Annotated in this window: 10 protein-coding genes; 3 read left to right on the top strand and 7 right to left on the bottom strand. The window is 64.9% G+C overall.

Going from position 1 to position 14000, the window contains the following annotated elements:
• Positions 1–126: 126 nt before the first annotated feature.
• From Q4E95_RS05360 to Q4E95_RS05330, 7 genes are all read right to left on the bottom strand, one after another.
• Positions 127–2019, bottom strand: coding sequence for an FMN-binding glutamate synthase family protein (locus Q4E95_RS05360; protein WP_303382333.1), 1893 nt, complete (start codon positions 2017–2019; stop codon positions 127–129).
• Between the two features lie 121 nt (positions 2020–2140).
• Positions 2141–2422: an HPr family phosphocarrier protein gene (locus Q4E95_RS05355; RefSeq protein ID WP_303382332.1), complete on the bottom strand. Its 282-nt coding sequence runs from the start codon at positions 2420–2422 to the stop codon at positions 2141–2143.
• A gap of 107 nt (positions 2423–2529) precedes the next feature.
• Positions 2530–4260 carry a phosphoenolpyruvate--protein phosphotransferase gene (gene ptsP / locus Q4E95_RS05350; RefSeq protein WP_303382331.1) on the bottom strand — a complete coding sequence of 577 codons (1731 nt, stop codon included), beginning with the start codon at positions 4258–4260 and terminating at the stop codon, positions 2530–2532.
• A 13-nt stretch (positions 4261–4273) separates the two neighbouring features.
• Positions 4274–6388, bottom strand: a complete 2115-nt coding sequence (locus tag Q4E95_RS05345) for a fructose-specific PTS transporter subunit EIIC (RefSeq protein ID WP_303382330.1) — start codon at positions 6386–6388, stop codon at positions 4274–4276.
• A 49-nt stretch (positions 6389–6437) separates the two neighbouring features.
• Positions 6438–7403 carry a 1-phosphofructokinase family hexose kinase gene (locus tag Q4E95_RS05340; protein WP_303382329.1) on the bottom strand — a complete coding sequence of 322 codons (966 nt, stop codon included), beginning with the start codon at positions 7401–7403 and terminating at the stop codon, positions 6438–6440.
• Positions 7400–8191 (bottom strand): DeoR/GlpR family DNA-binding transcription regulator, encoded by a 792-nt coding sequence (locus tag Q4E95_RS05335; protein WP_303382328.1) that lies wholly within the window; start codon positions 8189–8191, stop codon positions 7400–7402. The genes Q4E95_RS05340 and Q4E95_RS05335 overlap by 4 nt, the downstream gene beginning before the upstream one ends.
• Before the next feature lie 83 nt (positions 8192–8274).
• Positions 8275–9522, bottom strand: coding sequence for an Nramp family divalent metal transporter (locus Q4E95_RS05330; RefSeq protein WP_303382327.1), 1248 nt, complete (start codon positions 9520–9522; stop codon positions 8275–8277).
• Positions 9523–9652: 130 nt separating this feature from the next.
• Between Q4E95_RS05330 and Q4E95_RS05325 the strand changes: the two genes are divergently transcribed.
• The 3 genes from Q4E95_RS05325 to Q4E95_RS05315 form a co-directional block, all read left to right on the top strand.
• On the top strand, positions 9653–11398 hold the full coding sequence (locus tag Q4E95_RS05325) for an ABC transporter ATP-binding protein (protein WP_303382326.1): 1746 nt from the start codon (positions 9653–9655) through the stop codon (positions 11396–11398).
• Positions 11395–13374: an ABC transporter ATP-binding protein gene (locus Q4E95_RS05320; RefSeq protein WP_303382325.1), complete on the top strand. Its 1980-nt coding sequence runs from the start codon at positions 11395–11397 to the stop codon at positions 13372–13374. The genes Q4E95_RS05325 and Q4E95_RS05320 overlap by 4 nt, the downstream gene beginning before the upstream one ends.
• A gap of 63 nt (positions 13375–13437) precedes the next feature.
• Positions 13438–14000: TIGR03085 family metal-binding protein (locus Q4E95_RS05315; RefSeq protein WP_303382324.1), on the top strand; the 563-nt coding region annotated here is incomplete at its 3' end.

Here is a 14000-nt window from a genome sequence, read left to right as displayed (position 1 = left end):
TCATCGGTGGCAAAGCGTGCCGTGAATTCTCGCAAGGCTCTCTCAATCCTGGTTCTGTGACTGATGACGCAGCACCGGAGGCGACGCCGCAGTCAGCGACGCCGCCTCCGAGTGGCTGACAGGACTCTAGTCTACGTCCGGGCTGACACTATCCTCGTCCCCAGGATCCACGTGGTCGTCGCGTGTGCCGGGGTCCCGCACCGTGTGCTGAGCGCCGGGTGCCGTGCCGGGCTGTCCCTCGGGGCGGTTGGTCGTGCCCGCATTGCTCTGCCCCGTGCCCTGAGCGGTCGTGCGCGTGGGTTGGGCAGTTCGGTCCCGCGCAGTGGCCGAGACGGAGCCCCGGTTGGCGCCGGCCATGGCCATTTCGCGGCCCTCCGTGGCTTCGCCCCGGCCCGTGAATTCGGTGCGGTCGTTGTACACGTACTTACCCGGGTGCCCGGAGGTGAAGCGATCCGGGTTGGCGTACTCCCAGTCCTCGCCCCAGCCGCCCTCAACACCCTCGAACAATTCGCCGCGGCCGAGCCAGCGGTACAGCGATTCGTACGAGATGCTCTCCGTCGCGGTGATCCGACGGCGTAGCATCTCGCGGGTCATTTGCTCCGGACGGTCACAGCCCATGGTGGCGATGATCTGCCCGGTCTCCTCAACGGTCAGGCGGTGGTAACGCTCCACCCGGTCACCCTTGGAAGCAACGTCCAGGGCCTGGTACAACCGCGGATCCTGAGTCGCCACGCCCACGGGGCACTTGTTCGTGTGACATTTCTGCGCCTGAATGCAGCCGACGGCCATCATCATGGCGCGAGCGCTCATGCAGAAATCCGCGCCCTGAATGATGTGACGCACAATGTCGTGACCGGAAATCACCTTGCCCGCGGCACCGATCTTGATGCGGTCGCGCAGACCGGAGCCGACCAGGGCGTTGTGCAGTAGGATCACGCCCTCGGTCAGCGGGGTACCCACGTGGTCCTGGTACTCGAGGGGGGCGGCGCCGGTGCCGCCCTCGGAGCCGTCCACAATGATGAAGTCCGGGGTGGTCTTCTCTTCGATCATGGCCTTACAGATCGCCAGGATCTCCACGCGTGAGCCGATGCACAGCTTGAAGCCGATGGGCTTGCCGTTGGACAGTTCACGCAACTGCGCTATGAAGCGAACCAGTTCGCGGGGTGTGGTGAAGGCGGAGTGGCTTGCCGGGGAAATACAGGTTTCTCCCACGGGCACCCCGCGGGCTTCGGCAATCTCCGCCGTGACCTTGGTACCGGGCAGCACACCGCCCAGGCCGGGCTTGGCGCCCTGGGACAGCTTGATCGTAATGGCCTTGACCTGTTCCAGGTTGGACTTCTCCCGGAACTTCTCCGGGTCGAAGCGCCCGTCCGCGGTGCGGGTGCCAAAGTACCCCGAGCCGAATTCCCAGATGAGGTCGGCACCGTACTGCAGGTGGTACTGGGTGAGTCCGCCTTCACCGGTTTCATGTGCAAACCCTCCCTGCGCAGCACCCTTGTTCATGGCGAGAACGGCGTTCTTGGACAGCGATCCGAAGCTCATGGCGGAGATGTTGAGCAGCGAGGCGTCGTAGGGCTGCGTGCAGTCCGGACCACCCAAGCGCACGCGGTGCTCCACTTCGGGAGCGGCCTTGGGCGCAATGGACTGGACGAAGTATTCGTAACCGGGCTGATTGACGTTGAGTTCCGTGCCAAAGGCCTTGTCGCCCTTGAAGCCTTTGGCGCGCGAGTAGATCAATGAGCGCTGATCGCGGTTGAACGGTTTGCCGTCCCAGTTGCGCTCAATGAAGTACTGCTGGATCTCGGGACGGATCTCTTCCAGGAAGTACCGCGCGCGCCCCAGGAGCGGGAAGTTCCGTAGGATCGCGTGCCGGCGTTGGGAGGCGTCACGGATGCCCACGATCAGCAGCAGGATGAACAGCACGGCGGGGATCCACCATCCCCAGGGGCCGAACACCGCGGCCGTCACAGTGACGATCACCGCCGCGATGAGGGTAGCCAAAATGAGAATTCGCACCATGGCATCACCGTACTCCCGAATCGGGCATCGCGGGCGATGTGACCGCCTGTACGACATATCGGGCACTGCGATCCGCAGTGCCCGATATGTTACTTCTTGAGTGGCTTAGTGAACAGAATTATTATTCCGCATCGTGGTCGGTCTCGATGATGGAGACCAGGTGGTCGAGGGCCTCGTCGGCGCCGTCGCCGTCCGCAGCGAGAATTACTTTGTCCCCGTGGGACGCCCCCAGGGACATCAAGGACAGTACCGAAGCGGCGTCCATGCCGTCCTCGGTGTCCTCTCCCTCGGAGCGGATGGTGATTTCCAGGTTCTCGTACTCACCGGCGGCCTCCGCGAAGATCGCTGCCGGCCGTGCGTGCAGCCCCACTCGTGAGGCCACGGTTGCCGTGCGTTCTGCCATTGCAACTCCTCATTGTTGGCGCTCGTCCGGGCAGACCCCGGGCAAGACTTGTTTCCCATTGTGTTCGGTTTATCCGCGGATGTCTCCGCGCACACCTCATGTTTCGCTCAGAGTCCCAGTTCTTCCAGGACGGGCAACTGGGCGCGAACCGCCTCGCGTGCTTCGTGGGCGCTCGTTGCGTGCAGCGCGGTGTGCGCCACACTGCGAGCACGCTCGAGATCCACACGGGCCAGCACCGCGGCCACGGCCGCCAGCGAGCGCGGGCTCATGGACAGGGTGTCCACGCCCAGACCCACCAGCACCACGGCCAGCGCCGGGTCCGCGGCGGCTTCACCGCAGACGCCCACGTTCTTGTGGACACCCGATTCCGACGACGCCGCCCGCGCGCCCGCCGCGGTGCGCTCGATCATGCGCAGCACGGCCGGCTGCCACGGCGAGTTGAGCTCCGCCAACGAACCGAGCATGCGGTCCGCGGCCATCGTGTACTGGGTGAGGTCGTTGGTACCCAGGGACACGAAGTCCACCCGGTCCAGGATCTGTTCGGCCGTGATCGCGGCGGCCGGGGTTTCGACCATTACGCCGGAGACCGCCAAACCCGCCGCGTGGACGAGCTCGGCGAAATGCGCCGACTCCCCCGCCGTGGAAATCATGGGCGCCATGACCCACACGTTCGCCTCGGTCTGTTGCGCGGCGGCCGCAATGGCCCGCAGCTGCCGTTCCAGAACACCCGGGGTGGTCCAGTCCGTGCGGTAGCCGCGCACCCCCAACGCGGGGTTGGGTTCGGTGGTGTCCGTGAGGAACGGCAGGGGCTTGTCCGCGCCGGCGTCCAGGGTACGCACCACGATCTTGGCCGAACCGAAGGCTTGGAAGATTTCCACGTAGGACTCGGTCTGCTCCTCCACGGTGGGTTCGGTGTCCCGGCCCAGGAAGCAGAACTCGGTGCGCAACAAACCCACGCCCTGGGCTCCGGCGGCCGCTGCCGCACGAGCGTCGTCGGCGGTTCCCACGTTGGCGAGCAGCGGAACCTCGGTGCCATCGGCGAGCGCGCCGTGGCCGTCGAAGCTCGCCAATTGCTCCGAGACCCTGTGCCACGCGGCGACCGCTTGCTCCTGCTCGGTTCCCGGATGGGACACGATCGATCCGGCCGCCCCGTCCACGAACACGGCGGTACCGGACTCGATGTCGGTCACACCCGTGGCCGCCACCACGGCGGGCAGGCCCAGGTTACGAGCCAGGATCGCGGTGTGTGACTGCGGCCCGCCCGATGACGTGACCAGTGCGACCACCGTCCGCGGGTCGAGCACAGCGGTGTCTGCCGGGGCGAGGTCCTCGGCAGCCAGCACGAACGGTTCGGTACGTTGCGGCACCCCCGGGGCGGGCATCCCGCGCAGTTCGGCCACGATGCGGGCGCGCACATCCTCGATGTCCGCGGCGCGCTCGGCCATGTAACCGCCCATGGCACGCATCTGGTCCGCATACCCGGATGCGGCGTCCCACAGGGCGCGTTCCGGGCTCAGGGACTGGTTGCGCACCAACTTGGCGGCGTTCTTGATGAGGGCTTTGTCCCCCGCCATGAGTGCGGTGGCCTTGAGGACCTCCGCCGCGGCCTCGGAACGGGCGCGCTCGGCGCGTTCCTTCAACTCGGTTTTCACCGATGTGGCGGCCTGGCTCAGACGCTCGACGGCGCTCTCGGGGTCCCCCGTGAGCGCCTCCCCCTCCGGGGGAGCCGCGACCGGCGGAGCCATGGGGATCAGCGGCGCGATCACGCGACCGGGGCTGACGCCCACACCCGTGTAGCGCAGCTGCGTGCTGTCGGTTTCGGACGGTGAGTAATCCATGTCGTTCACACCTTTATGCGTTGACAGGAGCTGGTTCGGAAACGGTGGCCTCGGCAACGCGCTTGCGCGCATTACCGATGTGCTTGAACGCGATCACGGTAACAGCGGTGACCACGGTGCCCACCAGGATGGCGGCAATGAAGCCGAGGAAGTTACCGATGACCAGGAAGACCCAGATGCCACCGTGCGGTGCAGCGGAGGTCACCCCGAGGGCCATGGTCATCGCGCCGGTGACCACCCCGCCCAGCATGGACGCGGGCAGTACACGCAACGGATCCGCCGCGGCGAAGGGAATGGCGCCCTCTGAGATGAAGGACGCTCCCAACAGCCACGATGCCTTGCCGTTCTCGCGTTCCTGTTCCGTGAAGTACTTGCGACCGAGCACCGTGGAAGCCAACGCCAGACCCAACGGGGGCACCATGCCCGCCGCCATCACGGTAGCCATGATTTCCTGCGGAGCGGTATTGGCAACGGTTGCGGCTCCCAGGCCTGCTGCGGCGAACGAATAGGCCACCTTGTTGATGGGTCCGCCCAGGTCGGAGCACATCATCAGGCCGAGCACGGCGCCCAGGGCAATGGCGGAGGCGCCCGTCATGCCGGTCAGCAGGGACGTCAGCCACTCCATGAACAGGGCGATGGGCCCACCGATGAGGAAGAACATGAGGCCACCGGCGAACAACGTGGCCAACAGCGGGATGATCACCACGGGCATGAGCGAGCCCAGCCAGCGCGGCAACCTGGGCAACGTGAGCCAGTAGGCGCACAGGCCCGCCAGCAAACCACCCACGATGCCGCCGATGAAACCGGCACCCATGAAGTTCGCCACCAGTCCCACGGTGAAGCCCGGGGCGATACCGGGGCGGTCGGCCAGCCCGTAGGCGATGTACGCCGCGAGTGCCGGTACCAGCAAACTCATGGACAGGTTGCCGATCTTGAACAGCACCGCCGCGATGTACATCCCCAGCGAGACGTCGCCCAGGTTACCCAGCGACGAGGTCGTGAGAATCGTGTCCGCTTGTTGAGCCACCGCAATGGGGTCACCAATGATGAACGAGAGGGCCATGAGCAGACCGCCCGCGGCCACGAACGGGATCATGTAGCTGACACCGGTCATCACGGCCTTGCGGATGCGGGTGCCCCACCCTTCGGTGGCGTCCGATGTCTGACTTGCGTTCGACTGATCACCGCTGACGCGCTTGGCGTCGGGATTGTCCGCGGCGGCCAATGCCTCGTCAATCATTTCACGGGGCTCGTCGATACCACGTTTGACCGCCGAGGCGATGTACGGCAGTCCCGCGAACCGGGAGCGCTCGCGCACGTCCACGTCGGTCGCGAAAATGACGGCTTCCGCATTGCGGATCACAGACGGGTCCAGCCGAGTGGCGCCCCCCGAACCCTGGGTCTCGACCTGCAGGTCCACACCCATTTCGTCCGCGGTGTTCTTGAGCGAATCCGCCGCCATGTAGGTGTGAGCAATACCCGTGGGGCAGGCGGTGACCGCCACGAGTCTGCGGGGGCCACCCTCGCCTGCGCCCTGCAAGGCGGCGTCCTGAGAGGCGTTGTCCTGCGCCACGGTGTTGGGGCCGGCCACCGCCGCAGCGGCAGCGGTGGAACCCGCCGCTGCGCCAACACTGTCGGTTGCCTTCTCATCGGTGGGAGCGGCGTCGGCAGGTGCGCCCAGGCCCAGGGCGTCGTCCACGAGCTCGACCACGCGCTCGGGTGACTCGGCTTCGCGCAGGGAGGCCACGAACGGCTTCTTCATGAGCGAGCGCGCCAACTTGGACAGCAGTTTGAGGTGGGCCTGATCAGCGCCGGCGGGCGCTGCAATGAAGAACAGGATGTCCGCGGGCCCGTCCTTGGCGCCGAAATCGACGGGCGGGTGCAGCCGCGCCATGACCAGGGTGGCCTGCGTGACGGCCTCGGAACGGCAGTGCGGAATGCCGATGCCGCCGGGGATACCGGTGGCGTTCTTGGCTTCGCGGGCCAGGGCATCGGCAGCCAGCGCGTCCGCGTTCTCGGCCCGGCCTTCCGTGTGAACCGTGTTCGCGAGTTCGCGAATCACGTCTTCCGTGGTGTTACCCAGGTCCTGGTCCAGCAAGACCAACCTGGGGTTGATGAGATCCGACATAGGTGCTCCTTGTGGTGTACGCGGTGTGCGTGGGCGGGCCGACCCGGCCCTAGGTCAGTTGCAGAGCCGTCACGGTCACGGCTTGCGGTGTGGTGTGGTCAAGTGATGGCATTTCCGTACCGGGCAGAGCTGCCGCGGCGGACCCGTGTGCCACTGCCTGCCGGAGGCAGTTCTGCGGTGATTCCCCCCGCACATGGGCGATGAGGTAACCGGTCAGCGCGCTGTCGCCCGCACCCACCGTGGATTTCACGGCCACGGGTTGGTGTACCGCGTGCCAGGCGCCGTCCCGTGTCACCAGGACAGCCCCGTTGCTTCCCAGGGTGCACAACACGGCGCGCACCCCGCGTTCGATCAGGGCGTGCGCTGCCGACGCCGCCGCGGCCGGGTCCGCTTCGAGAACGTCACCGTCCGTGCGGCCCAGCAGTTCGGCCAGTTCCTCGCCGTTGGGCTTGATGATGTCCGGCTGGGTGTCAGCGGTCTCGGACACCGCTTCGGCCATGGGACGCCCGGACGTGTCCACGGCAATTCGTGGTGCTGCACTGCCCAGACCCGCACGCACGCGGTTGATGATGTGCGCGTAGATGTTGGGAGCGGGTCCGGGCGGGATCGATCCGGCCAGTACCAGCCACTGAGCTCCGGCGCCGCGGGAGATCAACTGGTCGATGATGCGGTCCACGGTGCCGGAATCCAGCTCGGGGCCGGGTTCGTTGATCTTGGTCGTGGTGCCGTCCGGTTCGGTCACGGTGATGTTGGAACGCAACGGCGCTCCGATGGAGACCGCCTCATAGCGGACGCCTGCCTGGTCCAGCCCGGTCAACAGCGGGTCGTTGCTGTCACCGGGAACCACGGCCAGGGTCGGTTCCCCGCTGAGCTCCAGCGCTCGGGAGATGTTCACCCCCTTGCCTCCGGGATCCTGACGGGTTCGCACGGCGCGTTGCACCTGGCCGCGCCGCAACGGGGCGTCCAATTCAACGGCGCGGTCGATTGACGGGTTGAGTGTCACGGTGATGATCACGCGACAATCACCTCCACATTGGCTTCTTCGAGCGCGCGGGAGAGTTCGACTCCCGGAGCCCGATCGGTGATAAAGGTGTCTATTTCGGGCAGGGAACAGAACTTCATGAGGGTTTCCCTGTCCTGTTTGCTGTGGTCACAGACGGCCACGACCCGTCGAGCGCCCCGCACGATGGCCGTTTTCACCACGGCTTCAATGGGGTCCGGGGTGGAAAGTCCGAATTGGGCATGGATACCGTTGCAACCCACCACGGCAATGTCCGGGCGCAGTTGCTCGTAATGCTGACTGGCTCGCGCACCGGTGGCTGCCCACGTCAATTTGCGAATCCGCCCGCCCACCAGCTCCAGGCCGATGCCGTCCGTGTCAGCGAGCTTGGCCGCGATGTGGAGGGCGTGGGTGATGATCAGGCGTTCCTGGCCGCCCGACAAACCATTGTCACGGTTCAGCAGAAGATCAGCCACCATCTCCACGGTGGATCCGGCGTCCAGCACCACCGCGCCCGCACCCGAATCGTCCAAGACGTCGAGGGTGGCCGCCGCGATCCGCCGCTTCTCCGCGGCGTTGATGCGTTGGCGCGAATCGATCCCCTGCTCCCCACTGGTGGATTGATCCGCGGACACGGCGCCCCCGTGCACGCGGCGCAACTTCCCGGTTTTCTCGAGCACCGCAAGATCGCGCCGCACGGTTTCCATGGTCACCGAGAATCGCTTGGCCAGCTCCGCGCCGTTGACACGACGGGACTGGGCCACGTGACGGGCGATCTCTTCTTGACGTTCCTCAGCGAACATTTTCACCTCACGGTTGGGGCTGCGACAGTGGTTCCCCGCTATGTGATGTGAGCTTATGTGTGTTTATGTGGTTTTGCTAGCCCCTAGGCGGCACCAATTGCCATGAGTCCCAATAAGACGATGTTGAGCACCACCACGATCCCGGCACTGGCCCACCCGAACCCCGAGAGCAACGGGCCGTTCGTGAAGTGCCCGAGCAGGCGGCGTCGTCCGGTGAACCAGACGAGCGGGACCAATGCGAACGCGATCCCGAAGCTCAGAACCACCTGGCTACCCACGAGCGCTGCCGTGGGCTCGACACCCACCGCGAGCAGGATCACCGCCGGAATCATGGTGAAGATCCTGCGAGCGAACAACGGGATGTGCCGATGTAGCAAACCGGCCGTCACCACGTCGCCGGCGTAGGAACCCACCGCCGTGGACGCCAGCCCGGAGGCCAACAAACCCACCGCGAAAACTACGCCAACGGCGGGCCCGAGAGCCTCCGCGATGGCCGCATGGGCACCCTCGATCGTGTCGGTGCCGTCCACCCCGTAGAGGTTGCGCGCCGCCAACAGCAACATGCCCATGTTGACCGAGCCGGCGACAACCAAGGCGATCACGACATCCACCCGGGTGGCACGCAACAGGTACCGCGTGTGCTGCGCACCGTGAGCTCCCCCGTGTCGGTCACGGGACAATGCCGAGTGCAGGTAGATCGCGTGGGGCATGACCGTGGCCCCCAACATGCTCGCCGCCAACACCAGGGACTGCGAGCCCTCCAACCGCGGTACCATGCCGCCCAGAACTCCGCCCGCTTCGGGCGGTGCCACCACCAATCCCGCGAGGAACCCCGCCGTGATGACGCCCAGCATGGACACGATGACCGTTTCGAAAACCCGCTGCCCGCGGCGATTCTGAACGGATAACACGGTCATCGAGATCACGGCGACAAGCACACCACCCAGCGGCAGAGGAACCCCGAACAGCAGCCACAGGGCAAGCGCTCCACCGATCACTTCCGCGACGTCCGTGGCCACCGCCATCAGTTCGGCCTGGACCCAGTAGGCCAGGCGCGCCTTGCGGGGCAGCGACTCCCCCACGACCTCCGGGAGGGACTTCCCCGTGACGATGCCCAGCTTGGCCGAGAGGTACTGGATCACCATGGCCATCACGTTGGCGATCACCAGCACCCAGACCAACAGGTACCCGAAACTTGCGCCCGCACTCACGTTGGCGGCCACATTCCCCGGATCCACGTAGGCGATGGCCGCCACGAAAGCCGGGCCCAGCGCGGTCACGAGAGGGCTGCCGGTCGACCGGGCTCGGACCCGCGTTCTGCGGTTGAGCATTGCGGCTCCTTGGACTCGACTGCAAAGTTTCGGTTAACCGAAACTTTATCCGGTCTTCGGGTCCGAGCCCAGGCGTATCCTGTGTGACATAGCCGAGCGTCGCTCGCTAGGAACACAGTCAGGACCCCACATGCTGCTGCGTTTATTGCGCACCTATTCCCGCGCCTACCGGCCCTGGATCATTGCCGTACTGATTTTCCAGTTGACGGCCACCATCGCCACTCTGTATCTACCGAGCCTCAACGCCCGAATCATTGATCAGGGTGTGGCCCGCGGTGACACCGATTTCATTTGGCGCACCGGTGCCGTGATGCTCGGTGTCGCATTCGTCCAGGTCATCGCGGCCGTGATCGCCGTTTACTGCGGTTCCCGGGCCGCCATGGGTCTGGGCCGGGACGTCCGCCGCTCGGTTTACCGTCACGTGGGATCCTTCAGCGCTCGAGAAGTGGGCAAATTCGGTGCGCCCACGCTCATCACCCGCAACACCAATGACGTGCAACAGATCCAGATGCTCACGCTTATGGGCCTCAACTTCATGGTCATGGCTCCCATCATGTGCGTGGGCGGCATTGTCATGGCGCTGCGGGAAGACCCGGGGCTCTCATGGCTCGTGTGGGTGTCCATCCCCGTCATGGGGGTCCTTCTGGGTGCCATCGTGGCCAAACTGATGCCGTGGTTCCGCATCATGCAGGACCGCATCGACGGCATCAACGGTGTGCTGCGCGAGCAGATCACCGGCATCCGTGTGATTCGCGCCTTCGTCAAGGAACGCCACGAGACCGAACGCTTTGCTCGCGCCAACCGGCAGCTCGCGGACATTTCCGTGCAGATCGGTTCACTGTTCGTGCTCATGTTCCCCATCATCAACATGATCATGCACATCGCCACCGCCGCCGTCTTATGGTTCGGCGGCCACCGCGTGGATCAGGGTCTGATCGAAGTGGGCTCCCTCACCGCGTTCCTGCAGTACCTGTTGCAGATCCTCATGGCGGTCATGATGGGGACCTTCATGATGATGATGGTGCCCCGCGCGGTGGTCTGCGCCGAGCGCATCACCGAGGTGCTCGACACCGCGCCCACCATGCAGGCCCCGACTCACCCCGTGGACCCCTCGGATCGCCACGGTCGATTGGAATTTCGCGACGTCACCTTCCAGTACCCCGGTGCGGAGGCACCGGTGCTGGACCGGATCAGCTTCTCGGCCGTCCCCGGACAGACCCTGGCCATCATCGGCGCCACCGGATCGGGCAAGTCCTCGCTCATCAACCTGATCCCGCGATTGTTCGACCCGGCAGCCGGCAAGGTCACCCTGGACGGCGTCGCCCTGACCGAGTATCCGCCCCAGGAGTTGGCCTCGAGCGTGGGGCTCGTGCCTCAGAAACCGTTCCTCTTCTCGGGCACCATTGCCTCCAACCTGCGGTTCGGTCGCCAGGACGCAACGGACGAGGAATTGTGGGACGCCCTCACCGTGGCGCAGGCGGACCAATTCGTGCGCGAGAAGCCCCAGGGATTGGCCTCGCCCATTTCGCAGGGAGGCACCAATGTCTCCGGTGGACAGCGGCAACGCCTGTGTATCGCCCGAGCCATCGTCACCGATCCGAGGGTGTACGTATTTGACGACTCGTTCTCCGCACTGGATGTCACCACGGACATGAAACTTCGCGAGGCACTGCGAGCGGTGACCCGCAATTCCACCGTGATCACGGTCGCCCAGCGCGTCTCCACGATCACCGGCGCTGATCAAATTCTGGTCCTCGAACACGGTCGGATCACCGCCCGCGGCACACATCGAGAACTGCTGGATTCCAGCGAGACCTATCGCGAAATTGTCGAGTCACAGCTCAGCGCGGAACAGAGCTTGGGAGGTTCGCGATGAGCGACATGCAGGAACCCGCCAAGAAACCGCGCGAGTTCTGGCCCTCCGCAACCCGCCTGGTCAAGCTGCTTTTCCCTCACAAACTGGCATTGACCGTGGTCTTTTCGGCCGTGATCATCTCAGTGGTGCTAAGCGTGTACGCACCACGCGTGCTGGGCCGCGCCATGGACGTGATTTTTGCCGGCGTGATCGGTCGGCAGCTTCCCGAAGGTGCCGACAAGCCACAAATCGTTGACGGTCTGCGAGCGCAAGGGCAGGACAACCTGGCGGAGATGCTGTCGGCCATGAACTTGGTACCGGGCCAGGGTGTGGACTTCACCCTGCTGGGCACGTTGATTCTCACGGTACTGGGCATGTACGCGATTGCGTCCCTGCTCATGTGGTTGCAGGGCTACGTCCTGAACATCGTGGTGATGCGCGTGGTGTACAACCTGCGCGGCGAGGTGGAGCGAAAGATCAATGCCCTGCCCCTGAGCTACTTCGATTCCCGCCAGCGCGGGGACGTGATGTCCCGCGTAACCAACGACGTGGACAATATTCAGACCGCCCTGCAGCAAGCGTTTTCCCAACTGGTCCAGAGTGTGCTCACGGTGATCGGGATCGCCGTGATGATGTTCGTCGTCTCCTGGCAGTTGGCCTTGGTGGCCATGATTGCCCTGCCCCTGTCCGCGGTGGCCGCCGCCTTCATCGGCACCCGCGCGCAAAAGCTTTATGCCCAGCAATGGGAAGCCACGGGTCATCTCAACGGCCACGTGGAAGAGTCCTTCTCCGGTCATGAACTGGTCCATGCGTACGGCCGACAACACGACATGGACGCCACCTTCGACGAGCGCAACGACAAACTGTTCAAGGCCTCGTTCGGAGCGCAGTTCATGTCCGGAACCATCATGCCGATCATGCAGTTCGTCTCCTACCTTTCCTACGTGGGGATCGCCGTGCTCGGTGGTCTCCGCGTAGCGACCGGGCAAATGACCCTGGGTGACGCCACGGCGTTCATCCAGTACTCGCGAGAGTTCACCCAACCTCTGTCGCAAGTGGCCGGGATGGCCACCCAGTTGCAGTCCGGTGTGGCCTCCGCCGAACGCACCTTCGAACTACTCGACGCGCGGGAGCAGGATCCGGAAACCGCCACCCGCGAGCTTCCTGCGCGGACCAATGGTCACGTGCGGTTCGAGAACGTGAGCTTCTCCTACGACAAGCAAGCACTCGCTCAGGGCGCTCAGCCACTCATCCAGGGCCTCTCCTTCGAGGCACGCCCGGGTCACACCGTGGCGATCGTGGGTCACACGGGTGCCGGGAAGACCACGCTGGTCAACTTGATCCTGCGTTTCTACGAGATCGACCGGGGACGTATCACCCTGGACGGAATCGACATCCGGGATCTGTCCCGTGAGGAGCTGCGTTCTCAGGTCGGCATGGTGCTTCAGGACGCATGGTTGTTCTCGGGCACCATCAGGGAGAACATTCGTTACGGCCGCCAGGAAGCAACCGACCAGGAGGTCATCGAGGCCGCCAAGGCCACGTACGTCGATCGCTTCGTGCGCGCCCTTCCCGACGGGTACGACACATTGATCGATGACGAGGGCGGGAGCATCTCCGTGGGCGAGAAGCAGTTGATCACCATTGCCCGCGCATTTCTGGCGCAGCCGTCGTTGCTGATCCTGGACGAAGCGACGTCGTCCGTGGACACCCGCACGGAACTGTTGGTGCAGCACGCAATGGCCGCGCTGCGAGCCCAGCGAACCTCGTTCGTGATTGCCCACCGGTTGTCCACGATCCGCGATGCGGACACCATTCTGGTCATGGATTCCGGCGAGATCGTTGAACAGGGGTCTCACGATGACCTGATTGCCATGGGCGGTCATTACTCTGATCTTTACGATTCGCAGTTCAACGCTGCGAAAGCGCCGGCCGACCATCCGCAACAGGCACTCGGGCAGCAGACTACCCAGGAAGCACCGACGGACAGTCGCTAGAAATCAGCACCCCGCGCGTCTACCGTGGAAGCTGACCGTACGCACCGCTAGAACGGATACTTCATGACTAACTTTGCCAATGTCGAACGCCGCCACTTGGCCGCTCTGCTGCGCCGCGTAGGTCCCGAGGCACCCACCCTGTGCGAGGGTTGGAACGCGCGCGATCTGGCGGTCCACCTGGTCATTCGTGATGGCCGCCCCGATGCCGCCGTGGGCATCTTCGCCCCCAAGCTTCCGGTGCTGGGTTCCCACTTCAAGACCGTCGAGAACAAGTACAACGACATGCCCTGGGAAGAACTGGTGGATCTGGTGGAGCGCCCGCCACTGCACTCGCCCGGCCGCTGGTCACCCGTGGACAAGCGCATGAACACCGGCGAGTTCTTTGTCCACCACGAGGACGTCCGCCGCGCCCAGCCGCAGTGGCACGCGCGTCAATTGCTCCACGACGAGCAGAAGGATCTCTGGAACATCCTCAAGCTCATGGGTCCTGCCATGCTGCGCAAGGAGTCCAACTCGGTGGTGTTGTTGGCCAATGGCTTCGGTGCCGTGCGCGGCGGTAAGCGTTCCGCCCGTCACGTGGATCTCGTACGCGGTGAACCGTCCGAGTTGCTGTTGTGGGCCTTCGG

This window comes from Kocuria sp., assembly GCF_030536815.1.
Lineage (GTDB): Bacteria > Actinomycetota > Actinomycetes > Actinomycetales > Micrococcaceae > Kocuria > Kocuria gwangalliensis.
The sequence above is the reverse complement of the archived record's forward strand: the minus strand, read 5'-3'. Positions and strand labels throughout refer to the sequence as shown.